Genomic DNA, 25,852 nt, shown 5'->3' on the forward strand with positions numbered 1-25,852 from the left:
GAACAATGGGACAGGGACCTGTATGCCGGCTGCGGCGTACAGGTCCTCTTTTCTCTGCACAGTGAGATTCCTGTCTCACTGCCGGGATGTCAGGCCAACATCGCGGCCAGGTCCTTCCCAGGAGTGGAGATGGGGCGGATATCAAACTGTTCCACCAGATAATCCAGTATGGCCGGCGAGAGGAAGGCCGGAAGGGTGGGGCCCAGGTAAATGTTCTTAATGCCAAGATGCAGCAGGCTTAAAAGGATACAGACAGCCTTCTGCTCATACCAGGACAGCACCAGGGTAAGGGGCAGGTCGTTGACTGAGCAGCCGAACGCCTCTGACAGGGCCACGGCCACCTGGATGGCGCCAAAGGCATCGTTACACTGGCCCATGTCCAGAAGGCGGGGAAGGCCGGCCAGGGTTCCAAGCTCCAGGTCATTAAAACGGTATTTGCCGCAGGCCAGGGTCAGTACCAGCGTATCCTCAGGCGTCTGCTTTACAAAGTCCGTGTAGTAATTCCTGCCTGGACGGGCTCCGTCGCAGCCGCCTACCAGGAAGATATGGCGCAGCGCCTTCTGATTCACAGCTTCCGCCACAGTGCCTGCGGCAGCCAGAACAGCCTCCCTGCCAAAGCCGGTGGTAACGCTGGTACCGCCGTTGATTCCGGGTATGGTGGTATCCTCCTTGTATCCGCCCAGTTCCAGGGCCTTTTCGATGACCGGAGAGAAGTCCTTGCGGTCGTCAATATGGACCATGCCCGGATAGGATACCACGGCAGTGGTGAATACCCGGTCGGAGTAAGACGGCCTGGGCGGCATCAGGCAGTTGGTGGTAAAGAGCACAGGGGCCGGAAGGTCTGCAAATTCCGTTTGCTGGTTCTGCCATGCGGTTCCGAAGTTGCCTTTCAGGTGTCCGTATTTTCTGAGCTCAGGGTAGGCGTGGGCGGGCAGCATTTCACCGTGGGTATATATGCGGATGCCCTTGCCCTGGGTCTGTTCCAGTAAAAGCTTTAAATCGTGAAGGTCATGGCCGGAGATAACGATGAAGGGACCTTTTTCCACGGTAAGGCTTACCTGCGCCGGTGCAGGGATGCCGAAGGCCCGGCGGTTGGCCTTGTCAAGCAGCGCCATGCAGTCCAGATTCACGGCGCCCAGTTCCATGACAAGGGGCAGAAGGTCCTGGATTGTATAGCTGTCATATCCGACGGCAAACAGTCCTTTATAGAAATAGTCCATGACCCTTCTGTCCTCATGGCCCAGCACCATGGCATGATACGCATAGGCTGCCATTCCTCTCATGCCGAAAAGAATGAGGGATTTGAGGGAGCGGATATCCTCGTTACCGGTCCAGAGCCGGTTCAGGTCAAAATCTTCTGTCTTGCCGCATTCTGATGTGCAGGAGCTGCACAGAGGGGACAGGGAATCCTTTAAGCGTCCGGCTTCCTCCAGAAGTTCATTCAGGGCATTGTCATCAAAGCTTACGTTGGTAAGGGTGGCAAACAGTCCTTTTACAATAAGGCGGTCTGCTTCCCGGTTGTGTTCTTTCCCCTCCGCGGCCCTGGCAAGGCCGATGAGGGCTCCTGTGAGCTGGTCCTGAATCCCGGCAGTGGCAGCTGTTTTGCCGCACACGCCTGCCTTTCCCATACATCCGCTGCATCCCGCGGTCTGTTCACATTGAAAACAAAACATATTGTGTTCCATTCTGTATCCTCCTCTTAAATATGCGTGAATGGGCGGCATGTCCTGCCTGCCCTTGACGGTATGGATGAAGTATAATATAATTTTGACAACAAGTAAGTTGTTGAAACAACGTTAAAGGAGAAAAATATGGATATTCATCTGTTGGCAGGAACAAAGCTGTTTCATGGAATTAAGGAGGAGGAGATAGAGGCCATGCTCACATGCCTTTCAGCGGAAGAACGGACCTATGGCAAGGATGCCTATATATACAGGGCAGGCGATGTGACAGGCCGTCTTGGGGTGGTGATGGAAGGGGCTGTAAATATTATTAAGGACGATGTGTGGGGAAACAGGAAAATCATCGAGAATATAGGAAAGGGCCAGATATTCGGGGAGACTTATGCATGCCTTAAGGGAGAACCCCTGATGGTGGATGTGCAGGCGTCGGAACGCTCCGGAATCCTGTTTATGGACGTGAACCGCATTCTGACAACCTGCTCCTCCAGTTGCGATTTCCACAACCGTTTGATAAGGAGCCTGATGTATGTACTGGCCGGGAAGAACCTGATGCTCACGAAAAAAATGGATATCATTACGCCCAAGTCCCTGCGGGAGAGGGTTATGGTGTACCTGTCCCAGGAATCCGTGAAACAGGAAAGCCGCACCATAACAGTGCCCTTTAACCGCCAGCAGATGGCGGACTATCTGTCTGTGGACAGGAGCGCGCTGTCGGCGGAGCTGTCCAGGATGCAGAAGGACGGTGTGATTTCTTATGAGAAGAACCGTTTCACGATTCAATAAGGAATAGCAGCCTGCTTAAGTTTCCAATCAAATCACACCAGCCGCAGCCTGCAGGCAGTAACCAACAATTCCCACTTGAAACAGAACGTATGTTCTGATATATTGGAATCAGGAGGTGAAAGCAGTGGCGGCTTTAAATATACCCATACAGATGTTTGGCGCCTGCAGTACATTGGGGGATATGACGCCCCTCTGGTTCCGGTATGAGAATGGGGAGCACGGAATCATTACAGTGAAGATTGAGAGCATTGTCTCTTCCAGGGAGGAAAAGTACTGCGGCATGGAGCATATCAGCTTTGTGTGCTGGGCCGTGGCAGAGGGACAGAGGCGCCTTATAGAGCTGAGATACCGTATATCCACCCATAAGTGGTCATTTTTCAGGACCCTGTCATGAGCAGTACAGGAGAGCAGGTATGGTACCATGTGGATGTGAACAGCGCCTATCTGAGCTGGACGGCAGCCTACCGGGTCTGCATCCTGGGAGAGGATTTGGACCTGCGGGGCATTCCCTCTGTCATCGGAGGAAGCGAGGCAGACCGGCACGGCATCGTGCTGGCCAAATCCGGCCCCGCCAAACGGTATGGAATCAGGACAGGGGAGACACTGGCGGAGGCCAGGTGCAAATGTCCGGGACTTGTAATCCTGCCTCCGGATTACAGCCTGTATGTGAGCTGCTCCAGAGCACTTGTGGAGCTGCTCAGGAAGTACTCACCCTATGTCCACCAGTACAGCATTGATGAGGCGTTCTGCCAGGTGGAGGGGACAAGGGGGCTGTGGGGAACACACACAGCGTTTGCCCATCAGCTGAAGGAAGAGATTTACCGGGAGCTGGGCTTTACCGTGAACATCGGTGTGTCGGACAATAAAATGCTGGCCAAGATGGCCTCTGAGTTCCAAAAGCCGGACCAGGTCCACACTCTGTTTACCGGGGAGATAGAGAGAAAGATGTGGCCATTGCCTGTAAGCCGGCTGTTCTGGGCAGGGCCTGCCACAGTGAGAAAGCTGGGCGCCCTGGGAATAAGGACCATAGGGGAGCTGGCTGCCGCGGATTTGGAGCTGTTAAAAAGACATCTTAAAAAGCAGGGAGAGTTTATCTGGAATTATGCCAACGGAAGGGATGTGTCCCCTTTCCTGAGGGAGCTTCCCCGGAATAAAGGATACGGCAATTCCATGACCACGCCCTGCGATGTGACGGACCGGGAGACAGCCGGACAGGTCATCCTGTCCCTTACGGAGACTGTATGCGCCAGGCTCAGGGCTGACGGCATGGAGGCTGCCTGCGTGGGCATTTCCATCACGGACCGGGAGTTTTTCCACAGTTCCAGGCAGACTACCCTGATTTCCGCTACAGACACCACCCTGGAAATCTACGAAGCTGCCTGCAGCCTGTTTGACAGCCTGTGGAATCATTCCCCCATCCGCCAGATAGGAGTCCATACAGGAAAGGTCAGCCCCAAAGGCCATTACCAGTATCAGCTCTTTGATAAGGGACTCCATGATAAATACTCCAGGCTGGACACGGCCGTGGACGAGATTAGGAAACGGTATGGGGAGGACTGTGTACAGAGGGCTGTTTTCATGGGAAACCAGATTTCCCACATGTCAGGCGGCATCGACAAGGTGAAACGGACCGGAGTTACGAAAGCGGTGTAGCGGAACGGTTCTTCCGGTAGGTTCTGGGAGAGCAGCCCTTTATTTTATGAAAGACCTTGGAGAAATAGTTGGGGTCGGTGAAGCCGGCCCTGAGCGCTGTCTCGGTCATGGTCAGCCTTCCTTCCAGCACATCGGGGATGCTCTTTTCAATGCGGTATTTTAGGAGGTATTCAAAGAGAGATTCCTTCATGTAACCCTTAAAGACCCGGCAGCACTCGCTCTTGCAGATATGGATGTGCCGGGAAATATCGTCCAGGGTGATGTCAGACTGATAGTTTTCATGGATGAAGGAGAGCATCTGGCGAATCCGTTCCTGGTTTTTCATGCCGGCTGAATGGGCCGGTTCCTGAACAGGGAGACAGTGCAGGTATAAAAGCTTCCAGAAACAGCACAGGTCCATCTGTATATCCATTTCATAGGTGTGGTAGCGGAGGCCGTCGATGCGTATGATATCCTCCAGAAGCCTGATAACTTCCCTGTGCCATTCCTCCGACAGGTCGAAGCAGACAGCAGGAAGAGCAGCGCTTTCCATCAGGGGCTGCGTATACCGGCTGGCAATCCGGCTTCCCTGATAGCCGTACAGCAGCCTGGGATGGAAGGTGATGGAAATGTATTTGCAGTCATGTCCGTCCTCCATGCGGCCGGTGTGCATGGTATTGGAATTGCCAAAGAGAGCCTGGCCGGCCCTGGGGCGGAATATCCGGTCATTGATTTGATATACCATGGTTCCCTCTGTGAACAGGGTGAGCTCAATTTCCGTGTGCCAGTGCCATTGGAAGGAACCGGTATAGAATCTGGACAGGGCCTCATCGCTGACAAGGACAGGAAATTCATAGGTGCCGTGTTCCTTCAGCTCTTCCTGATGCTCGTTGGTGATAATCCGGATTTTAGATGTCATGGCATTGGACTCCTTTAATCTCAATATTGTCTGGTTATATTCCATGAATTATAACATTTTTACATAAAAAACTCAATATATTCCCTTTTCTGCGCATGATTTTCAAGGATAAATCCCTCTGTTTTTTTATAATAGGAATCAGAAGAAATACAAAATGAAGAAAAGAGGAGATTGCTTTGGAGAGAAGATGCAGGACAGCAAAGAATCAATATCTGAATCGCGTGACTGCCTATATGAGGGAGCATCTGCAGGAGAATCTGACACTGACCCGGATTGCAAGGGAAGCGGGATTGTCAGAGAGCTATCTCAATGCAGTCTTTAAGGAATGCGTCCAGTGTGCTCCCATGGACTATTACATTAACATGAAAATGGAGCAGGCCTGCTATCTTCTCAGCAGCACGGACCTGCATATATATCAGGTGGCCCAGCATCTGGGATATGACAATCAGTATTATTTTTCGCGGGCATTTAAGAAGGTGGTGGGGATGCCGCCTAAGAAGTACAAGGAAATGCCCAGGATACCGGCAGCGCCCATGCAGGTTTCCTGCTGATGACAGGAGGAAACCTGCATGGGCTGCCCTGGCTCTGAAAAACGGGATTTACAGCTTCCGCCACTGGGACATGCCTTAAGGAAAATGTAATAAACAAAATGCAATATATACTTTACATTCAGGAAGATATAAATTATAATATGCAATATAGAACGTTAAATAAGGAAGAGGATAGAGGTCCTGAGAGGAGGAATGGAATGGCAGGGAAGAACCTGAAAATGAAAGCAGCCAGGGCAGGCATGGATTTATCCCAGGAGGAACTGGCGGAGCTGGTAGGCGTAACCCGCCAGACCATTGGAATGATAGAGGCGGGGAAGTACAACCCGACGCTGAATCTTTGCCTGGCAATCTGCAGGGTGCTTCACAAGACACTGGATGAACTGTTCTGGGAGGAGTAACAGGAAATATGAAAACCGGAGGGAACGGAAACCGGAGGAAACGAAAGGAGAATCCTGATATGATGGATGAACGAATGACACAGGTAAGAAATAAAATATTAAGTGAGATGGCAATGATTATGTATGTATTTGTGGCGGCGGCCTTTGCAGTGAAGGTCCTGCTGCTGGGGAAAGGAATACGGGACTGCGTGGTGGAATATGTCGTATTGATTCTGGCTCCCCTGTATCAGTATGTAAGGGCAAGGCAGCTGAAATTCAGCCTGTACCAGCCGGAAAACAGCGGCCGGAAACAGCGTGTCAGACGCAATCTTGTTTCCGTTACAGTGGGCGCCCTGGTTTTCATCCTGTTTTTCTGGCGCAGTACAAGACAGGAAAACCTGGATGCCAACGAGATGGTTCCGGGGGTGCTGATCTTTGCTGCGGTATTCCTGCTCACAAAAGTGGCGATAGTAAGGATTGAAAAGAAAAGGGCAGACAGGCTGGAACGGGAATACGAGGATGAAGGGGAGGAGTAAGGAGAGAAACTGGGGAGGGGGTGACGGAAGAACCGTCGGAATCCTCATAAAAATCCAAAGACTGAAATCGAAATAACCCGAAATTTGTATTGTTAAATTTCAGGTATTAGGGTAAAATGAAATGGCATGTCTGACAGGCCGCATACCTGGCGGCCTTAATATTTCTATCATAAGGAGAGAGACAAACCATGCCATTTAACAACAAAAAGAAGGCCGGCGCCCCGAAGCGGGATTATACAAAGATGAAGACGCCCCATACGTACGCCATTATATTTGCTGCCATATTCGTATGCTGGATGCTGACATTTTTGATTCCGGCAGGAAAATTCAGTACCCACAAGGTGGAATATACGGATTCCAACGGTGCGGTCAAGACAAAGACCGTGCTTATGGCGGACACATTCCGCTACAGCTATCGTCTGGACCAGGAAGCGGTGAAGAATGACCTGACAGCCATGAGCGGGGATGAAGCATTGATGGAATCCCTGGGTGTTGACCCGGGTGAGCTGGATGCATTTCTTGACACGGATTCGTCTGAGTGGACCCAGGAGGACCTGGATGAACTGGGGCTGACAGATGACGTGCTGTACGGACAGTACGGCGAATCCATCTATGATACCAGCCAGAAGCTCCATAAGACGGCGAAGATATGGGGCACAGAGGATTTTGGGGGATTCGGCTTCCTGAACTATGTGTTTGAGGGCCTGGTGACAGGGGACCGTTCCGGCTCAGCAGTCGGAATCTGCGCATTGATTCTGGTGGTGGGAGGCTCCTTTGGCATCATTATGAAAACAGGGGCCATTGATGCAGGCATTTACGCCTTTATCAAGAAGACAAAGGGATTGGAACGCCTGGCCCTGCCGCTGTTATTCATCCTGTTTTCACTGGGAGGCGCCACCTTTGGAATGGCGGAGGAGTGCATTCCCTTTTCTATGATTATGGTGCCCTTTGTAATTGCGCTGGGCTATGACTCCATTGTGGCCATTACTGTTACTTATGTGGCGTCCCAGGTGGGCAACGCGGTTTCATGGATGAGCCCCTTTTCCGTTGCAGTGGCCCAGGGAATAGCCGGAATACCGGTTCTGTCCGGCGCAGGCTTCCGTCTGGTCATGTGGGTGATTGTCACTCTGCTTTCTGCAGGATATATGATGATTTACGCTGAAAAGGTACGTAAGAATCCCGCCCACTCCGTGGTATATGAGAGCGACGCCTATTTCAGGGGAAGGATGACCAGCGTATCAGAGGAGGAAAGGGAGTTTAACCTGGGCCATAAGCTGATTCTTCTGGAGATGCTGGCAGTCCTGATTTGGATTATCTGGGGAGTTACCAGTGAAGGCTATTATATCCCGGAAATCGCCTCCCAGTTCTTTGTGATGGGATTTGCGGCCGGTGTGACCGCAGTTATTTTTAAGCTCAATGACATGACGGTTAACGGAATGGCCTCTGCCTTCCAGAGCGGCGTGGCCGACCTGGCGGGAACCGCGGTGGTTGTGGGTATGGCCAAAGGAATCCTTCTGGTGCTGGGCGGTTCCGATGCAAATGTGGCTTCCACGCTGAATACGATTTTGTACACCATTGGAAATGCACTGGCAGGAGTGCCCTCATTTATCGGCGCACTGTTCATGTACCTGTTCCAGAGCTGCTTTAATCTGATTGTAACCTCCAACTCAGGACAGGCAGCCCTGACCATGCCCATCATGGCGCCTCTTGCGGACCTGGTAGGCGTCACACGCCAGGTGGCTGTGCTGGCATTCCAGATGGGCGCCGGATTTGTGGATGCGTTCACACCTGTTTCCGCCAGTCTGATTGGGGTCCTGGGCGTTGCCAGGATTGACTGGGGAAAATGGGCAAAATTCCAGATTAAGATGCAGGCGTTTTTCTTCCTTATGGGAACCGCGGCCATTGCTGTTGCCATAGCCATTAACCTGCAGTAAGGGCTTGGCAGTTGGTTTGAACCACCGGCTGCGGGGCAAAATAGTTGGAGCAGGGCATTTTCTGCCCCTGCTCCAATACTTGGTTGACTTCCCGGCCATTTTAAAGTAAAATTCATACTGTTAATCATGATTGGCTGGACCGTGCAAAAGGCCCGGCCTGCTATGCGTTTCGGGAAAGACGGAAATACTTAAATAGAAGCTAAGGAGCAGATAAATGGAAGAATCCAGAGATACCATGGACAACATAGAAAATGCAGAGACAACCATAAACCAGGGACCGCCTGCCGCGGAGCCAGAGCGGCAGCAGTACTTCATGGAGCGGGCCAGGAGACAGCTGGCTGAATGCTCCGCCAGACTGGGACGCCCCCTTACCTGCTGCATCAACACCTTCGGATGCCAGATGAATGCCAGGGATTCGGAAAAGCTTTTGGGAATTCTGGAAACCATCGGCTACAGGGCCGTGGAATCAGAGGAAGCGGATTTTGTGCTCTACAACACCTGTACGGTGCGGGAAAATGCCAACCTGCGGGTTTACGGCCGGCTGGGACAGCTGGGGGCCTATAAGAAGAAACATCCTGACATGATGATTGCCCTGTGCGGCTGTATGATGCAGGAGGAGGAAGTGGTGGCTAAAATCAGGAAGAGCTACCGCTACGTGGATTTAATCTTCGGAACCCATAACATATTTAAGCTGGCTGAGCTGGTATCCCAGTGCCTGGAGCGGCGGACCGGGGACGGACAAAAGCAGGGGAAACCGAAGATGGTGGTGGATGTCTGGAAGGATACGGACCAGATTGTGGAGGATTTGCCGGTGGAGCGCAAGTTCCCCTTCAAATCCGGAGTCAACATCATGTTTGGCTGCAATAATTTCTGCAGTTACTGCATCGTACCCTATGTAAGGGGGCGGGAGCGCAGCCGCAGGCCGGAAGAAATTATAAAGGAAATACAGAAGCTGGCAGCGGACGGAGTGGTGGAAATCATGCTCCTTGGCCAAAATGTAAATTCCTATGGAAAGAACCTGGACCATCCCATGACCTTTGCCCGGCTTTTGGAGGAAGTGGAAAAAATAGACGGAATTGAGCGAATCCGTTTTATGACATCCCATCCAAAAGATTTATCCGACGAACTTATAGAGGTCATGGCCAGGTCCAAAAAAATCTGCCGCCACCTGCACCTGCCTCTCCAGTCCGGCAGCAGCCGGATACTGAAGGTCATGAACCGCCGCTATACCAAGGAGCAGTATCTGGATTTGGCAGAGCGGATTAAGAAGGCAGTGCCGGGCATCTCACTGACAACAGACATCATTGTAGGGTTTCCGGGCGAGACGGATGAGGATTTTGAGGAGACCATGGATGTGGTGAGAAAGGTGCGGTTTGACAGCGCATTTACATTCATCTATTCCAAGCGCACCGGCACGCCGGCGGCAGCCATGGAGGACCAGGTGCCGGAGGCGGTTGTGAAGGAACGGTTTGACCGCCTTTTAAAGGAAGTACAGGATATTTCGGCAGAGGTCTGCGGGCGGGATGCAGAAACCGTCCAGGAGGTTCTGGTGGAAGAGGTCAACAGCCACACCCCGGGCCTTATGACCGGCCGCCTGTCCAACAACACAGTGGTTCACTTCCCGGGGGATGCATCCATGATTGGAAAGCTGGTGCCGGTGTATTTGCAGGAGAGCAGAGGGTTTTATTACATGGGGCATGTGGCTGATAAGGAGAATTAGCAGGCACAGCCGTCCAAAACCAGTCAGATTAAAACCAAATAAGATAAATCAAGAAAAACCAAGCATACTAGAGAAGAGAGGTCAGCATTTTGATAGATTTGTCACAATTATCTCCCATGATGCAGCATTATATGGAGACAAAGAAGGAGTACCCGGACTGTGTCCTGTTTTACCGTCTGGGGGACTTCTATGAGATGTTTTTCGATGATGCCCTGACAGTGTCAAAAGAACTGGAGATAACCCTTACAGGGAAGGACTGCGGTCTTGCTGAGCGGGCCCCTATGTGCGGGGTTCCGTTCCACGCAGTGGATTCCTACCTGTACCGCCTGGTCCAGAAGGGGTATAAGGTCGCCATCGCAGAGCAGATGGAGGACCCCAGGCAGGCCAAGGGCCTGGTGAAGCGGGAGGTAATCCGTGTGGTGACGCCGGGAACCATTACCAGCTCCCAGGTGCTGGATGAGACAAAGAACAATTACCTGATGGGTATTGTATACATGGATGGCGTTTACGGCATATCCACAGCAGATATCAGCACCGGGGATTTCATGGTGACTGAGGTGGATTCGGACCGGGAACTGTTCGATGAAATCAACAAGTTTTCCCCATCTGAGATTATCTGCAACAATGCCTTTTACATGTCCGGCGTGGATATGGACGAGCTTAAAAACCGTTATCAGGTAGTGATTTCCGCCCTGGACAGCCGCTTTTTCGGCGAGGAGTCCTGCCGGCGGGTGCTGATGGAGCATTTCAGGGTGGGAGCCCTGGTGGGACTGGGGCTGGAGGACTATGCCACGGGCATCATTGCCGCCGGAGCCGTGATGCAGTATATCTATGAGACGCAGAAGAGCACCCTGGAGCACATCACCGCCATTACCCCCTATTCTACCGGCCAGTACATGGTCATAGACACCTCCACCAGAAGAAATCTGGAGCTGGTGGAAACCATGCGTGAAAAGCAGAAGCGCGGCACCCTTTTGTGGGTTCTGGATAAGACAAAAACAGCCATGGGGGCCAGGCTGCTGCGCGCCTGCATCGAACAGCCGCTGATTCACAGGGATGAAATCATCAGGCGCCAGAACGCAGTGGAAGAGCTGAACATGAACTATATTTCCAGGGAAGAAATCTGTGAGTATTTAAATCCCATCTATGACCTGGAGCGTCTGATAGGGCGAATCAGCTATAAAACAGCCAACCCAAGGGACTTGATTGCTTTCAGAAGCTCCCTGGAAATGCTTCCTTATATCAAACGGATACTGGGAGAGTTTAACAGCGAGCTTCTGGCGGAGCTGGCCAGGGAGCTGGACCCGTTGCAGGACATTTTTAAGCTCATAGGGGACTCCATTGTGGAGGACCCGCCCATTACGGTCAGGGAGGGCGGAATTATAAGGGACGGCTACAATGAGGAGGCGGACAAGCTGCGCCAGGCCAAGACGGAAGGCAAGAACTGGCTGGCGGAGTTAGAGACAAAGGAAAAAGAAAAAACAGGCATCAAGACGCTGAAGGTAAAATTCAACAAGGTATTCGGCTATTATTTTGAAGTGACCAACTCCTTTAAGGACCAGGTGCCGGATTACTACATCCGCAAGCAGACACTGACCAATGCAGAACGGTTTACCACAGATGAATTAAAGCAGCTGGAAGATATCATCATGGGCGCGGAGGAAAAGCTGGTTTCCCTGGAGTACGACCTGTTCTGCCAGGTCAGGGACAGAATCGGAGCAGAGGTGGTCCGTATCCAGAAGACTGCCAAATCCATAGCCGGAATTGATGTATTCTGTTCCCTGTCCGTGGTGGCTACCCGCCGCAACTATGTGAAGCCCTCTATCAACGACAAGGGCGTGATTCAAATCAAGAACGGCCGTCATCCCGTTGTGGAGCAGATGATGCGGGACGACATGTTCGTGGCCAACGATACCTTCTTAGACAATGGAAAGAACCGGCTGTCCGTTATCACCGGGCCAAACATGGCAGGCAAATCCACCTATATGCGCCAGGTGGCCCTGATTGTACTCATGGCCCAGCTGGGCAGTTTTGTGCCTGCCCAGGAAGCCGACATCGGCATATGCGACCGCATTTTCACCAGGGTGGGTGCCTCCGACGACCTGGCCAGCGGCCAGAGCACCTTTATGGTGGAAATGACAGAGGTGGCCAACATTCTGCGGAACGCCACCAGGAACAGTCTTCTTGTGCTGGATGAAATCGGAAGGGGAACCAGCACCTTTGACGGCTTATCCATTGCCTGGGCTGTCATAGAACACATCAGCAATTCCAAGCTTTTGGGAGCCAAGACCCTGTTCGCCACCCATTATCATGAGCTGACAGAGCTGGAGGGCACCATAGCAGGGGTAAAGAATTATTGTATAGCGGTAAAGGAGCAGGGGGACGACATCGTGTTCCTGCGCAAGATTGTCCGCGGCGGTGCAGATAAGAGTTACGGCATCCAGGTCGCAAAACTGGCCGGCGTGCCGGATTCCGTCATAGCCAGGGCAAAAGAAATTGCAGAGGAATTAAGCGATGCGGACATCACGGCCAGGGCCAAGGAAATCGCGGAAATCAGCTCCAACATCACCCAGCACAAGGCGGTGCCGAAGCCGGATGAGGTGGACCTGCAGCAGCTGTCCTTCTTTGACACGGTAAAGGACGACGACATCATCCGGGAGCTGGACAGCCTGGAGCTGTCCACCATGACGCCGCTGGATGCCATGAACACCCTGTACCGTCTTCAGACAAAGCTTAAGAACCGCTGGAAGGAGACAGGATGAATTTTCACATACTGACACTGTTCCCTGAGATGGTCATGGGAGGCCTGGGAACCAGCATAACGGGACGGGCCATGGAGAGCAAAACCATATCCGTGGAAGCCATTGACATCAGGGATTATTCAAAGGACAAGCACAGGCATGTGGACGATGCCCCATACGGCGGCGGCGCGGGCATGGTTATGCAGCCCGGACCTGTGTGCGAGGCATACGAGGCCCTGTGCAGCCGCATCGGCAGGAGGCCCAGGCTCATATACATGACGCCCCAGGGCAGGGTATTTAACCAGACCATAGCCCAGGAGCTGGCCAGGGAGGAAGACCTGGTTTTTCTCTGCGGGCATTATGAAGGAATTGACGAGCGGGCCCTGGAGCTGATTGCCACGGACTATCTTTCCGCAGGGGACTACGTCCTCACCGGCGGGGAACTTCCCGCCATGGTCATGATAGACTGCATCTCCCGCCTGGTGCCGGGGGTGCTGAACAATGAAACCTCAGCAGAGGAGGAGTCCTTCCACGACAATCTGCTGGAATACCCCCAATACACCCGGCCTGAAGTGTTCCGCGGCATGGAAGTCCCGGAAGTACTCTTGAGCGGACACCACAAAAACATTGAGGAGTGGCGCAGGCAGCAATCCATAAAGCGCACACTGGAGCGCCGCCCCGACCTTCTGGAACAGGCCAGCCTGACCATGAAGGAAGTAAAATACCTGGATTCCATCCGGCAGGAAAAAGGCGACCTGGAAACCCTGGAGGAACTCCTGGACCAGTACGTAAAAGCCCTGGGCGACGAGTCCGGTGCCGGACGCACCAAGCGCAAAGCAATGGCCGAGGCCAAGAAGCTGCTGGCAGCCAAGGCCTGTACGGTTGGGGAGCTGGAGAGCTATTATAAAGTGAAAGGACTGCTGGCCGGGGGAACGCAGACGCAGTGAGTTTTATCCGGAATGCCATTATATTGACATTCCCTCAATTATATTGTACAATTCTCTGAAACTATCCACACATACACAGCCATTACAGGCCCCGGCAGCAGCTTTCCGGGTTTTCGGGACCGTAAAATTTGAAATAATAGGAGTTGATTTTTTTGGACCCATCGGGTGACAGTATTGCCATACGTGTCGTTATTATTATTATTTTACTGGGACTTTCCGCTTTTTTCTCATCGTCGGAGACCGCCCTCACAACCGTCAATAAAATCCGTATCAGGACATTGGCGGAGGGGGGAAACAAATCCGCACAGTGGGTCATGAAGCTGTCTGAGAATCAGGGGAAGATGCTCAGTGCCATTTTAATCGGCAACAATGTGGTAAATCTTTCGGCCTCATCCATGCTTACCGTGCTGGTGACTGAAACATTTGGAAATAAGGCCGCTGGAGCCGCGACCGGCGTACTGACGCTTTTAATTTTGATTTTTGGTGAAATAACACCTAAGACAATGGCCACTCTGGAGGCGGAACGGTATTCCCTTCGGGTGGGCCATATGATTCATATTCTGATGACCGTGCTGACCCCTCTTATTGTCCTCATTAACTGGATGTCGTTGATTGTGCTTAAGGCCCTTCATGTGGACCCCAATAAGAAAAATGACGATATCACAGAGGACGAGCTCAGGACCATTGTGGATGTGGGCCATGAAAAGGGAGTCATTGAGTCGGAAGAACGGGAGATGATTAACAACGTGTTCGACCTGGGCGACTCCGTTGCAAAGGATGTCATGGTGCCCAGAATTGATATGGTGTTTGTTGACATTGAGGATGGTTACGATGACCTGATTCAGATATTCAGGGAGGAGCATTATACCAGGCTTCCGGTCTATAAGGAGACAACGGACAACGTGGTGGGCATCATCAATATCAAGGACCTGCTGCTGGTGGAGGACAAGGCGTCCTTCTGCGTGTCGGATTACCTGCGCCAGCCCTTTTATACCTTTGAATCCAAGAAGCTTTCCGAGCTGATGATGGAGATTAAGAAGTCCCCCAACAATATAATCATTGTCCTGGATGAGTATGGCGCCACGGCAGGGTTGATTACGCTGGAGGATATCCTGGAAGAAATCGTGGGTGATATCCGCGATGAGTATGACGAGGACGAGGAGGAGGAGCTGGTGGATTTGGGAGAAGGCCAGTATCTGGTGGAAGGCTCCATGAAACTGGATGACCTCAATGACATCCTGGATTTGAAGCTGTCCTCTGAGGACTATGATTCTGTGGGCGGCCTTGTCATTGACCGTCTGGAACATCTTCCTTCCCAGGGCGAAGAGGTGGTGTGCGGCAATGTGCGTCTGGTGGTGGAACAGGTGGAAAAGAACCGGATTGACAAGGTCCATCTGTACATCCTTCCTGAGGCGGAAGAGGATAAAGAGTAGAATCAGGAAAGCAGCGTTGTAAAAAGAGGTAAAAACACGGCGGCATGACTCATAAAGTGCTTGCATTTTGGGACAATATATGATAAAATCAGTCGTTGTGACAAGAAATAGATGGTCCTCTGTTACTGTGAGTGGTGAATCTGATTTACTGCCGGCGTATTAAGAACATCCAATAGATGAAGGAGGTTCACACGATGAACGACATTATTAAGAACATTGAAGCAGCCCAGTTGAAGGAAAGCGTACCCAGCTTTAACGTTGGCGATACCGTTAAGGTATACAACAAGATTAAAGAGGGTAACCGCGAGAGAATCCAGATTTTCGAGGGAACTGTCATTAAGAGACAGAACGGCGGAGCCAGAGAGACCTTTACCGTAAGGAAAAACTCCAATGGTATCGGCGTTGAGAAGACCTGGCCATTACATTCCCCAAGCGTTGACAACGTAGAGGTTGTACGTAAGGGTAAAGTAAGAAGAGCGAAGCTGAACTACTTAAGAGACAGGGTTGGTAAGGCTGCCAAGGTTAAAGAATTAGTTAAATAATCAGGTAGTGGAAGTGAGAATAGAGTTTGCAGATGCAAACTCTATTTTGTTAAGCAGGCGGCATACCCGGAAACAGTCCGGGACATGCCTTAAAAGATAAGGTGTGGGTACATGGATTTTTATGTGAATGAGGATACGGCGTGGCTGAGAAAAGCGGTCCGCTGGGCGGTCAATGTGGTGTTGGTCCTGGCCTGTGCCTGGTTCCTGGTCTACAGTTTCTGTACCCAGGTGCCTGTGTCGGGCGGTTCCATGCAGCCGGTGCTGGATGCGGACGACGTGGTCCTGGTCAACCGCCTGGTTTATGATGTGGGAAAGCCGGAACGGTTTGACATCGTTGTATTTGAACGCGAGGACCACAAGAAGAACGTGAAGAGGGTTATCGGACTTCCCGGAGAGACTGTACAGATAAAGGGCGGCTATATATTCATTGACGGCCAGCTTTTAAATGCAGAGGACGACCTGGAGCAGGTGTCGCTGGCAGGCAGGGCCGACACCCCCATCAAACTGGAGGACGATGAATACTTCCTTCTGGGCGACAACCGGGACAGCAGTGAGGACAGCCGCTTTCCCAATATCGGAAATGTAAAGAGAGAACAGATACAGGGTAAGGTCTGGTTCAGGATGTTTCCTCTCCTGAAGCTGGATTTCATCCGTTCAACAAAATAAAGGGTCCCGCCAAGAGGCGGGAATTGAAGCAAGACAGAACAGGAGTTTACAAATATGAATATTCAGTGGTATCCTGGTCATATGACCAAGGCAAAACGGGCCATGAAGGAAGATATGAAGCTTATTGACCTGGTAATCGAGCTGGTAGATGCCAGGGTTCCCCTTTCCAGCCGGAATCCGGACATTGACGACCTGGGCGCGGGCAAGGCCAGGATGGTGCTCCTCAACAAGTCTGACCTGGCGGACGAACGGCAGAATGCCCGCTGGGCGGCCTGGTTTGAGGCCAAGGGCATCCATGTGGTAAAGATTGATGCCAGAAATAAGGGAACGCTTAAGCAGGTGAAGTCCGTTATCCAGGAGGCGTGTAAGGAAAAGATAGAGAGGGACCGGCGCAGGGGCATCTTAAACCGCCCCATCCGTACCATGGTGGTGGGGATTCCCAATGTGGGCAAGTCCACTTTTATCAATTCTTTTGCCGGAAAGGCCTGCGCCAAGACAGGAAACAAGCCCGGAGTCACCAAGGGTAATCAGTGGATACGCCTTAACAAGACCCTGGAGCTTTTGGACACCCCCGGCATTCTGTGGCCCAGGTTTGAGGACCAGCAGGTGGGTCTTAAGCTGGCCCTTATCGGCTCCATCAATGACCAGATTCTCAATAAGGACGAGCTGGCCTGCCAGCTGATACGTTTGCTGGAAAAGCGGTATCCCCAGGTACTGCCGGAACGGTTTGGCCTGGAGACAGAGGGAAAGGAAGCAGCGTCTGTCCTGGAGGACATTGCCAGGGCGCGTGCCTGCCTGTTAAAAGGCGGGGAGCTGGATGTGTCCAGGGCAGCGGCCCTGCTTCTGGATGATTTCAGGGCAGGCAAGCTGGGGCGGATTACGCTGGAAGAGCCGGAGAATCAAACAGATAAGGTGGAATGACAATGGCTGCAAGAGTACTAAAAGGAGAAAAGCTGGAGCAGGAGATGGCCCGTCTGGAGGCCATGGCGGAATATGAGAAGGAGTATGATGCATACACTTATATCTGCGGCATAGACGAGGCGGGCCGCGGGCCTTTGGCAGGGCCGGTGGCAGCGGGCGCCGTGGTGCTTCCCAGGGGCTGCCGCATCCTGTATCTCAACGATTCCAAGAAGCTGTCGGAAAAGCGCCGTGAGGAGCTGTTTCTGGAGATAAAGGAAAAGGCAGTGGCGTGGAATGTGGGCCTGGCCACCCCTGCCAGGATTGATGAAATCAATATCCTCCAGGCCACCTATGAGGCCATGCGGGAGGCTGTAAAGGGCCTTGCCGTGAAGCCGGAGGTATTTCTCAATGACGCTGTCACTATTCCGGGCCTGGATGGAGTGCAGGTGCCCATCATAAAGGGAGATGCAAAGAGCCTGTCCATAGCAGCAGCCAGTGTCCTGGCAAAGATTACCAGGGACCATATGATGGCTGAATATGAGGAACTGTTTCCCGGATATGGATTCGCCAAACACAAGGGATACGGAACAGCGGCTCACATAGCTGCCATCAGGGAGCTGGGGCCCTGCCCGATTCACCGAAGAAGCTTTATACGCAATATTGTCCAGGCGGATACATATGAATAAGAGACAGACAGGCAGCCGTTATGAGGAAACAGCGGCTGCCTTTTTGACAACCAAGGGATACCGCGTGCTGGAACGGAATTTCCGGTGCCGGCAGGGAGAAATCGATTTGATTTGCCGCCATGGCAGGTATCTTGTTTTTGCAGAGGTGAAATACCGCTCCGGGCTGGCCAAGGGAAGCCCGGCCGAGGCGGTTGACGCAAGGAAGCAGGAGCGGATACGCCGGGCAGCAGCCTTTTATCTGTACAGCCACGGAATCGGGGAGGATGTTCCCTGCCGGTTTGACGTGGTGGGAATACTGGGCGGCAGCATTGAGCTGATACAGAATGCGTTTTGATAAATGACAATGAAAAAGCATCATATTTTATTACTTATAATGACCAGGGCAGATGGCGGGGATGAACGTTCAAACAAGCCCTGGGAGGAAAGGCAGTTATGAATATAAAGTGGAGTTATAAGAATGCAGGCCATGTGTTTGACACAAAAGACAGTACGGGCGTTCCCTACCTCTCGTTCAAAGCACTGGATGATACCGGTCTGGCGGTCAATGGTTTTTCCACCCGCATGGGCGGAGCCAGCAAGGGAAAATTTTCAACCATGAATTTTTCCTACAGCAGAGGAGATGCGGCGGAAGATGTGCTGGAAAACTTTACACGCATGGCAGCTGCCCTGGGAGTGGAGCGCGACCGCATGGTGGTGTCCCACCAGACCCATACAATCAACCTGCGGCGGGTAACGCAGGAGGATGCGGGAAAGGGCGTTATAAGAGACAGGGATTACAGGGACATTGACGGCTTGATTACCAATGTGCCGGGACTTACCCTGGTAACCTTTTACGCGGACTGCGTGCCGCTTTATCTGCTGGACCCGGTGAACAGGGCCATTGGACTCAGCCATTCCGGATGGCGTGGAACGGTAAAACGCATGGGCCGGGTGACAGTGGATGCCATGAAGGAAGCCTTTGGCACGAAACCCGAGGATTTGATTGCCTGCGTGGGCCCCAGCATCTGCCGGGACTGCTTTGAAGTGGGCGGCGAAGTGGCGGAGGAATTTAAGGAGGCCTTTGGTAAGGAACACTGGGAAGAACTGTATTGCAGGGGGAAAAGACCTGGAAAATACCAGCTGGATTTGTGGAAGGCCAATGAAATCATCTTCCGGGAGGCAGGTATCCGGCCGGAGAATATCCATATCACCAACATCTGCACCATGTGCAACAGCGATTACCTCTTTTCACACCGGAAGGCGGGAGAGGAACGGGGAAATCTGGCGGCATTCCTCTGCCTTAAATAGCCTGTGGTATGCAAAGGAGAAAGGGAGATGGGGATGGACCCGGCTGACTGGAGCCTGGTGTGATATCAGCCGGACAACAGGGAACGTTCAGGGAAAACAGAAAATGCACAGTCCGTTTCTGCCATGGACTGTGCATTTTTGTGCGTTGATTTTTGTACACTGCTGCGGGGCTGTTACACAAGCTTCTGGAAATACTCGTATCCGCCGTTCTGGTGCTTCTGGACCAGCTTCTGAATCTTCTCCGTGGGAGAGAGGGAGGCGCCGATGGAACGGTCATGGTTCAGTGAGTTGATGACAGCTGCCAGGTATTTGCTCATATCGGCTTCCAGATACCACTCCCTGTTAAGCAGTTCAGGCGTGCGGTAATTCAGGTTGGTGGTGATGACATAATCCAGATAGCCCTGGTTGTAGTACTCATCAAATTTTTCAAGGCCGTTGGTGAAAAGGCCGAAGGTACAGCAGACAATGACCTTGTCCGCCTTGCGTTCTTTCAGTTCCTTACAGGTATCCAGCATGCTTTCGCCGGAGGATATCATGTCGTCAATGATAAGTACGGTCTTGCCTTCCACGGAAGAACCCAGGAATTCGTGAGCCACGATTGGGTTGCGGCCGTTAATTACCTGTGAATAGTCCCTGCGCTTATAGAACATTCCCATATCCACGCCCAGGTTGTTGGCCAGGTATACGGCGCGGTTCATGGCGCCTTCATCCGGGCTGATGACCATCAGGTGTTCCTGGTCAATGCGGATATTGGAATCATGGGAGAACAGGGCCTTTACAAACTGATATGTGGGCATGAAGTTGTCAAAACCAATCAGCGGAATGGCATTCTGCACCCGGGGGTCATGGGCGTCAAAGGTGATGATGTTTTCCACTCCCAGGGCTGCCAGTTCCTCCAGGGCCATGGCACAGTCCAGGGATTCCCGCTTGCTGCGCTTGTGCTGGCGGCTTTCATATAGGAAGGGCATGACAACGTTAACCCTGTGTGCAGTGGCGGAGCAGGCCCCGATAATACGCTTCAAATCCTGGAAATGGTCGTCCGGCGACATATGGTTGGTATAACCGCTGACCGTATAGGGAATGCTGTAATTCATCACATCCACCATGACGAAAACATCGGTGCCCCTTACGGATTCATTGATGACAGCCTTGCCCTCACCTGTTCCGAATCTGGGACAGCTGCAGCGAAGCAGATAGGAATCCACGTCGTAGCCGCGGTAGTGGAGGTCCTCCTTGCGGCGCATCAGTTCCTCTATGTCATTGCGTCTGAATTGTACAATATGGTCGTTCACCTTGGCTGCAAGATTCTTACAGCTTTCCAGTGCAGCGATTTTTAAAGGCGCTACAGGAAGGGAATCTTTGAATACAAAATTGTTAGCCATGATAGCTTTGCTCCTTTGGTATCATCATTTGTTTGGGAATATCACATATGATTTATACCATTTCCATCTGACCGGGTCAAGGGGTTGATATGATTTCGTCAAAAAAAACAAGACATTTCCAGAAACATTTTCGGAAAATGAACTTTGCATTTACAAAAATAAGTTATATTGCTATGATAGAGGTTAATAAGAAAATGCTTTACAAGTTTGGTCCGGTATAGTAAAATCAAGCGGATGCGAAGAATTTGTGAAAAAGCGTATGTGCTAAAGGATATGTATCAGATGAAACCGGGAAAGAACCATAAGACCAGCTGCGAGTGCTGTGGCAATTACGTATATGATGAGGAAAATGATTACTACATCTGTGAAGTGAATCTGGACGAGGACGAGATGGGACGTTTTTTAAGAGGTACCGTAAGCGCATGCCCTTATTACCAGCCGGATGATGAGTACCGGATTGTGCGCAGGCAGATGTGACATACAGTCGTATCAGATGCTGCATCCATATCAGATGCCGTATCCTTTCAGGTGCTTTATAATGAGGAGGTTATGAAAATATGAGTAAACCAATAGTTGCAATCGTAGGCAGGCCCAATGTGGGCAAGTCTACGTTGTTTAATGTCATAGCGGGAGATACCATTTCCATCGTAAAGGACACGCCGGGCGTGACCAGGGACCGTATTTACGCGGACTGCGACTGGCTGAATATGAATTTTACGCTGATTGACACCGGCGGCATTGAACCGGATTCCAAGGACATCATTCTGTCCCAGATGAGGGAGCAGGCGGAGATTGCCATTTCCACCGCGGACGTGATTATTTTTATCGTGGATGTGCGCCAGGGTCTGGTGGATTCGGATTCCAAGGTGGCCGACATACTGCGCAAGTCCCACAAGCCGGTGGTGCTGGCTGTGAACAAGGTGGACAGCGTTGCCAAGTACGGCAATGACGTCTATGAGTTCTACAACCTGGGAATCGGAGAGCCCATTGCCGTGTCGGCTGCTTCAAGGCTGGGAATCGGGGATTTGCTGGACGAGGTTGTGAAGCATTTTGACTCGGAGCAGGTGGAGGAAGAGGAGGATGAGCGCCCAAGGATTGCCGTGGTGGGCAAGCCCAATGTGGGAAAATCTTCCATTATAAATAAGCTTCTGGGGGAGAACCGCGTCATTGTGTCGGATATAGCAGGCACCACCAGGGACGCAGTGGACACGGAGGTGGTCCATGAGGGTACGCCCTATGTATTCATTGATACAGCAGGCCTGCGCCGCAAGAGCAGGATAAAGGAGGAGCTGGAGCGCTACAGCATTATCCGCACTGTGTCCGCTGTGGAACGGGCCGATGTGGTGGTGGTGGTCATAGATGCAAAAGAAGGCGTCACGGAGCAGGATGCCAAGATTGCCGGAATTGCCCATGAAAGGGGCAAGGGAATTATCGTGGCCGTGAATAAATGGGATGCCATCGAGAAGACGGACAAGACCATATACGAATACAGCAGGAAAATCAAGGAGGTACTGTCCTTCATTCCTTATGCGGAATATATCTTTATATCCGCGGAAACAGGACAGCGTCTTAACAAGCTTTTTGAGATAATTGACGTGGTGCGCCAGAACCAGAACCTGAGGGTGGCTACGGGCGTGCTCAATGAAATCATGACAGAGGCAGTGGCCATGCAGCAGCCGCCTTCCGACAAGGGAAAACGGCTCAAGATTTACTATATGACCCAGGTGGCTGTGAAGCCTCCTACCTTTGTGGTCTTTGTCAATGACAAGGAGCTGATGCATTTTTCTTATACCAGGTATCTGGAGAACCAAATCAGAAATGCCTTCGGCTTTAAGGGGACATCCCTGAAATTCCTTGTCAGGGAACGAAAAGGAAAAGAGCAGTAGGCATAAGGAAAGGGGGATTAAGCGTGGAACAGATTATTTGTTTGGTCATGGGATATGTCTTTGGGCTATTCCAGACCGGTTTCATCTATGGCAGGTCCAAGGGAATTGACATTCGCCAGCACGGCAGCGGCAATTCGGGAAGCACCAATGCGCTGCGCGTTATGGGAGTCAGGGCCGGACTCATTGTATTCATGGGGGATTTCCTGAAGACAGTGATACCCTGCTTCCTGGTAAGGCTTTTTTTCAGGTCCCAGCCAGGGTATATCTACGTGCTGATACTCTATACAGGCTTCGGCGTCATACTGGGCCATAATTTTCCTTTTTACCTTAAGTTTAAGGGCGGCAAGGGAATTGCGGCTACAGCAGGCATCATGTTTTCCCTGGACTGGCGGCTGACAGCTGTCTGTCTGCTGGCGTTTGTGCTTATAGTGGCAGTCACCAGGTATGTGTCCCTGGGTTCCCTGGTGGTGTCCGCCATTTTCCTGTGCTGGAACATTTACTTCGGCCATTTGGGGGCATACGGACTTGCGCCGGAGGCCAGGCCCCAGTTCTATGCTGTTTCAGCGGTGATTGCGGCCATGGCCTTCTGGAGGCACAGGGCTAATATCGTCAGGCTGGCCCAGGGCAGGGAGAACAAGGTGGGCGCTAAGAAAAAGACAGAATGATATACAAAGGACAGTAAAAAAACAATTAATGGACGGTGAGGTTATGGCATCAATCGGTGTAATCGGGTCAGGCACATGGGGCACGGCCCTGTCAGTTTTACTTAACGGCAATGGACATGGGGTACAGATATGGTCCGCCATTCCACAGGAGATTGCGGAGTTAAAGGAAACGCGCATCCACCGCAACCTTCCGGAGGTAAGGATTCCGGAGACAATCGGACTTACGGATGACCTGGAGGAGGCCATGCGCGACAAAGACCTTCTGGTACTTGCGGTTCCCTCGGTTTTCGTGAGGCAGACATCACAAAGGATGAAGCCCTACATAAAGAAGGGACAGGTGATAACCAATGTGGCAAAGGGTATCGAGGATAAGAGCCTTATGACCCTGTCCCAGATTATTGAGGAGGAGCTGCCCGAGGCAGAGGTTACAGTCCTTTCAGGACCCAGCCATGCCGAGGAAGTGAGCAGGGGCCTTCCAACCACCTGTGTGGCAGGCGCCCATAAGCGCCATGCGGCCGAGTTTGTCCAGGGCATCTTCATGAGCGAGGTGTTCCGTGTGTATACCAGCCCGGATGTGCTGGGAATTGAACTGGGCGGCGCCCTTAAAAATGTCATTGCCCTGGCTGCCGGCATGGCCGACGGCCTGGGATACGGTGACAATACCAAGGCAGCCCTTATCACCAGGGGAATTGCAGAGATATCCCGCCTGGGCATTGACATGGGAGGCCGGATGGAGACATTTGCCGGGCTTACAGGCATCGGGGACCTGATTGTGACCTGTGCCAGCATGCACAGCCGCAACCGCAGGGCGGGCATACTGATTGGACAGGGCCGAACCATGGAAGAAGCCATGGCAGAGGTGAAAATGGTGGTGGAAGGCGTGTATTCCGCCAAGGCAGCCCTGGCCCTGTCGCAGCAGTACAAGGTGTCCATGCCCATCGTGGAGCAGGTCAACGCCATCCTGTTTGGAGGCATGCCTGCAAAGGAAGCGGTTCTGGAGCTGATGCTCAGGGATAAGCGCATTGAAAACTCGGATTTAGAGTGGACAGAGGAATAAAAAATAGGGGAAAGGAACCAGAAATGGTGCCTTTCCCCTAAAAAATAGCCTGTTTTTGGCGGATTATACCTGCTTTTGCTCTAATTTTTCGGCAAATCATCGAAAATACACCATAATTTTCATGAAACGATTGACAAAACCATTGGGACTACCTATAATATAGAAAGCTTTATATTTTATAGGCAAGAGGAGGAACTAATTATGAAGAAGAGATTTTTAAGTCTTGGCCTGGCAGCCGTTCTGGCAATGTCTTTGACAGCATGCGGCGGTTCCAATACGGCAGAGACCACAAAGGCGGCAGAGACAACTGCGGCAGAAGCAAAGGCAGAGGGAAGCGAGGCAGCTGATACCACCGCAGCGGCAGACACCGGCGCAGCAGGCGGCGTGTTTAAGATTGGCGGCATCGGTCCTGTAACCGGCGGCGCAGCCGTGTACGGCGTGGCTGTACAGCACGGTGCAGAACTGGCGGTAAAGGAAATCAACGAGGCCGGCGGCATTAACGGCGCCCAGATTGAATTCAATTTCCAGGACGATGAGCATGATGCAGAGAAGTCTGTCAATGCTTATAATACATTAAAGGACTGGGGCATGCAGGTGCTGATGGGCACAGTTACCTCCGCTCCATGTATCGCGGTTGCCGATAAGACAGCAGCCGACAACATGTTCCAGATTACACCATCCGGTTCCGCTGTAGAGTGCGCAGCTAACCCCAACGTGTTCCGTATCTGCTTCTCCGACCCGGACCAGGGCGCTGCATCCGCTAAGTACATAGGCGAGAACAAGCTGGCCAGCAAGGTTGCTGTTATCTATGACAGCTCCGATGTATATTCCAGCGGTATCTATGAGAAGTTCGCAGAAGAGTCCGGCAACCAGGGCATTGAGATTGTTGCAGCAGAGGCATTTACCGCTGACAGCAACAAGGATTTCTCCACCCAGTTACAGAAGGCAAAGGATGCAGGCGCTGAGCTGGTATTCCTGCCAATCTACTACACCGAGGCATCCCTGATACTTCAGCAGGCCAGCACCATGGGCTTTGCTCCCCAGTTCTTCGGATGCGACGGTATGGACGGTATCCTTCAGGTTCAGAACTTTGACACCAAGCTGGCAGAGGGACTTATGCTCCTGACACCATTCGCAGCAGACGCAACCGACGACCTGACCGTTAAGTTTGTGGAGAGCTACAAGGCTGCTTACAACGAGGTTCCGGTTCAGTTCGCAGCAGATGCATACGATGCAATCTACGCAATCAAGGCAGCCATGGAAGATGCCAGCGTAGCAACTGATGCAGATGCCAGCACGATTTGCGATGCATTAAAGGCGTCCATGCTGAACATTAAGTTAGACGGTCTGACCGGCGAGGGCATGACCTGGACCGAGGACGGCGAGCCTCACAAGGCGCCAAAGGCTGTTAAGGTAGTGGATGGAGCTTACTCCGCAATGTAATCAGCGCTTCGGAACAAATCAGAAAACCCAACAGAGGGTTGTCACTATGACAACCCTCTTGTTTATAATAACGATATATGATA

The 25,852-nt window shown here is 52.0% G+C and carries 25 protein-coding genes; 22 read left to right on the forward strand and 3 right to left on the reverse strand.

Annotated elements, in window-relative coordinates:
* Positions 1 to 89: 89 nt before the first annotated feature.
* Positions 90 to 1,685: a hydroxylamine reductase gene (gene hcp, locus I2H39_RS12920; protein WP_138307452.1), complete on the reverse strand. Its 1,596-nt coding sequence runs from the start codon at positions 1,683 to 1,685 to the stop codon at positions 90 to 92.
* 126 nt (positions 1,686 to 1,811) lie between these two features.
* Here hcp and I2H39_RS12925 point away from each other — a divergent pair, with 126 nt between their 5' ends.
* The 3 genes from I2H39_RS12925 to I2H39_RS12935 all read left to right on the forward strand — a co-directional run bounded on the left by I2H39_RS12925 (position 1,812) and on the right by I2H39_RS12935 (position 4,118).
* Positions 1,812 to 2,465: a Crp/Fnr family transcriptional regulator gene (locus I2H39_RS12925; protein WP_138307450.1), complete on the forward strand. Its 654-nt coding sequence runs from the start codon at positions 1,812 to 1,814 to the stop codon at positions 2,463 to 2,465.
* A 124-nt stretch (positions 2,466 to 2,589) separates the two neighbouring features.
* Entirely contained in the window at positions 2,590 to 2,859 is a 270-nt protein-coding gene (locus I2H39_RS12930) for a hypothetical protein (protein ID WP_138307448.1), read from the forward strand.
* Positions 2,856 to 4,118, forward strand: a complete 1,263-nt coding sequence (locus I2H39_RS12935; RefSeq protein WP_195626638.1) for a DNA polymerase IV — start codon at positions 2,856 to 2,858, stop codon at positions 4,116 to 4,118. The genes I2H39_RS12930 and I2H39_RS12935 overlap by 4 nt, the downstream gene beginning before the upstream one ends.
* Here the strand turns inward: I2H39_RS12935 and I2H39_RS12940 are convergent.
* On the reverse strand, positions 4,102 to 5,016 hold the full coding sequence (locus I2H39_RS12940) for an AraC family transcriptional regulator (protein ID WP_195626639.1): 915 nt from the start codon (positions 5,014 to 5,016) through the stop codon (positions 4,102 to 4,104). The two genes, I2H39_RS12935 and I2H39_RS12940, sit on opposite strands and share 17 nt — an antisense overlap.
* A 176-nt stretch (positions 5,017 to 5,192) precedes the next feature.
* On the opposite strand from I2H39_RS12940, the gene I2H39_RS12945 reads away from it, so the two are divergent.
* The 14 genes from I2H39_RS12945 to pgeF all read left to right on the forward strand — a co-directional run bounded on the left by I2H39_RS12945 (position 5,193) and on the right by pgeF (position 19,336).
* On the forward strand, positions 5,193 to 5,567 hold the full coding sequence (locus tag I2H39_RS12945; protein WP_138307442.1) for an AraC family transcriptional regulator: 375 nt from the start codon (positions 5,193 to 5,195) through the stop codon (positions 5,565 to 5,567).
* Positions 5,568 to 5,764: 197 nt separating this feature from the next.
* A complete protein-coding gene (locus I2H39_RS12950) occupies positions 5,765 to 5,965 on the forward strand; it encodes a helix-turn-helix transcriptional regulator (RefSeq protein ID WP_138307440.1) in 201 nt (66 codons plus the stop codon).
* A gap of 59 nt (positions 5,966 to 6,024) precedes the next feature.
* Positions 6,025 to 6,480: a DUF6773 family protein gene (locus tag I2H39_RS12955; protein WP_138307438.1), complete on the forward strand. Its 456-nt coding sequence runs from the start codon at positions 6,025 to 6,027 to the stop codon at positions 6,478 to 6,480.
* A gap of 188 nt (positions 6,481 to 6,668) precedes the next feature.
* Positions 6,669 to 8,414, forward strand: coding sequence for a putative basic amino acid antiporter YfcC (gene yfcC / locus I2H39_RS12960; RefSeq protein WP_195626640.1), 1,746 nt, complete (start codon positions 6,669 to 6,671; stop codon positions 8,412 to 8,414).
* A gap of 235 nt (positions 8,415 to 8,649) precedes the next feature.
* Positions 8,650 to 10,134, forward strand: a complete 1,485-nt coding sequence (gene miaB, locus I2H39_RS12965; protein ID WP_347563810.1) for a tRNA (N6-isopentenyl adenosine(37)-C2)-methylthiotransferase MiaB — start codon at positions 8,650 to 8,652, stop codon at positions 10,132 to 10,134.
* 116 nt (positions 10,135 to 10,250) lie between these two features.
* The gene (gene mutS / locus I2H39_RS12970) at positions 10,251 to 12,896 is read left to right on the forward strand and encodes a DNA mismatch repair protein MutS (protein WP_195626684.1); all 2,646 of its coding nucleotides are present in this window, start codon (positions 10,251 to 10,253) and stop codon (positions 12,894 to 12,896) included.
* Positions 12,893 to 13,822 carry a tRNA (guanosine(37)-N1)-methyltransferase TrmD gene (gene trmD / locus I2H39_RS12975; RefSeq protein WP_138307433.1) on the forward strand — a complete coding sequence of 310 codons (930 nt, stop codon included), beginning with the start codon at positions 12,893 to 12,895 and terminating at the stop codon, positions 13,820 to 13,822. The genes mutS and trmD overlap by 4 nt, the downstream gene beginning before the upstream one ends.
* 143 nt (positions 13,823 to 13,965) lie before the next feature.
* Entirely contained in the window at positions 13,966 to 15,255 is a 1,290-nt protein-coding gene (locus I2H39_RS12980; RefSeq protein ID WP_347708583.1) for a hemolysin family protein, read from the forward strand.
* A gap of 194 nt (positions 15,256 to 15,449) precedes the next feature.
* Entirely contained in the window at positions 15,450 to 15,797 is a 348-nt protein-coding gene (gene rplS, locus I2H39_RS12985; protein ID WP_002567490.1) for a 50S ribosomal protein L19, read from the forward strand.
* Between the two features lie 111 nt (positions 15,798 to 15,908).
* A complete protein-coding gene (gene lepB, locus I2H39_RS12990; RefSeq protein ID WP_138307429.1) occupies positions 15,909 to 16,463 on the forward strand; it encodes a signal peptidase I in 555 nt (184 codons plus the stop codon).
* A gap of 54 nt (positions 16,464 to 16,517) precedes the next feature.
* On the forward strand, positions 16,518 to 17,384 hold the full coding sequence (ylqF, locus tag I2H39_RS12995) for a ribosome biogenesis GTPase YlqF (protein ID WP_195626642.1): 867 nt from the start codon (positions 16,518 to 16,520) through the stop codon (positions 17,382 to 17,384).
* Between the two features lie 2 nt (positions 17,385 to 17,386).
* Entirely contained in the window at positions 17,387 to 18,049 is a 663-nt protein-coding gene (locus tag I2H39_RS13000; RefSeq protein ID WP_195626643.1) for a ribonuclease HII, read from the forward strand.
* Complete coding sequence (locus I2H39_RS13005) at positions 18,042 to 18,383, forward strand: YraN family protein (protein WP_138307423.1); 342 nt, start codon at positions 18,042 to 18,044, stop codon at positions 18,381 to 18,383. The genes I2H39_RS13000 and I2H39_RS13005 overlap by 8 nt, the downstream gene beginning before the upstream one ends.
* A 98-nt stretch (positions 18,384 to 18,481) precedes the next feature.
* Positions 18,482 to 19,336 (forward strand): peptidoglycan editing factor PgeF, encoded by an 855-nt coding sequence (gene pgeF, locus I2H39_RS13010; RefSeq protein WP_138307421.1) that lies wholly within the window; start codon positions 18,482 to 18,484, stop codon positions 19,334 to 19,336.
* A gap of 173 nt (positions 19,337 to 19,509) precedes the next feature.
* On the opposite strand, the gene I2H39_RS13015 is transcribed toward pgeF, so the two are convergent.
* Positions 19,510 to 20,718: a ribose-phosphate pyrophosphokinase gene (locus tag I2H39_RS13015; RefSeq protein WP_138307419.1), complete on the reverse strand. Its 1,209-nt coding sequence runs from the start codon at positions 20,716 to 20,718 to the stop codon at positions 19,510 to 19,512.
* A gap of 282 nt (positions 20,719 to 21,000) precedes the next feature.
* Here I2H39_RS13015 and I2H39_RS13020 point away from each other — a divergent pair, with 282 nt between their 5' ends.
* The 5 genes from I2H39_RS13020 to I2H39_RS13040 all read left to right on the forward strand — a co-directional run bounded on the left by I2H39_RS13020 (position 21,001) and on the right by I2H39_RS13040 (position 25,769).
* Positions 21,001 to 21,195 carry a DUF6472 family protein gene (locus tag I2H39_RS13020; RefSeq protein WP_138307417.1) on the forward strand — a complete coding sequence of 65 codons (195 nt, stop codon included), beginning with the start codon at positions 21,001 to 21,003 and terminating at the stop codon, positions 21,193 to 21,195.
* An 80-nt stretch (positions 21,196 to 21,275) separates the two neighbouring features.
* The gene (der, locus tag I2H39_RS13025) at positions 21,276 to 22,604 is read left to right on the forward strand and encodes a ribosome biogenesis GTPase Der (RefSeq protein WP_138307415.1); all 1,329 of its coding nucleotides are present in this window, start codon (positions 21,276 to 21,278) and stop codon (positions 22,602 to 22,604) included.
* A 23-nt stretch (positions 22,605 to 22,627) separates the two neighbouring features.
* A complete protein-coding gene (plsY, locus tag I2H39_RS13030; protein ID WP_138307413.1) occupies positions 22,628 to 23,269 on the forward strand; it encodes a glycerol-3-phosphate 1-O-acyltransferase PlsY in 642 nt (213 codons plus the stop codon).
* Between the two features lie 43 nt (positions 23,270 to 23,312).
* Complete coding sequence (locus I2H39_RS13035) at positions 23,313 to 24,326, forward strand: NAD(P)H-dependent glycerol-3-phosphate dehydrogenase (RefSeq protein ID WP_195626644.1); 1,014 nt, start codon at positions 23,313 to 23,315, stop codon at positions 24,324 to 24,326.
* A 201-nt stretch (positions 24,327 to 24,527) separates the two neighbouring features.
* Positions 24,528 to 25,769: an ABC transporter substrate-binding protein gene (locus tag I2H39_RS13040; protein ID WP_138307409.1), complete on the forward strand. Its 1,242-nt coding sequence runs from the start codon at positions 24,528 to 24,530 to the stop codon at positions 25,767 to 25,769.
* Positions 25,770 to 25,852: the final 83 nt, after the last annotated feature.

Origin of the sequence: Clostridium sp. 1001283B150225_161107_B6 (genome assembly GCF_015556325.1) — a bacterium.
Taxonomy (GTDB): Bacteria; Bacillota; Clostridia; order Lachnospirales; family Lachnospiraceae; genus Enterocloster.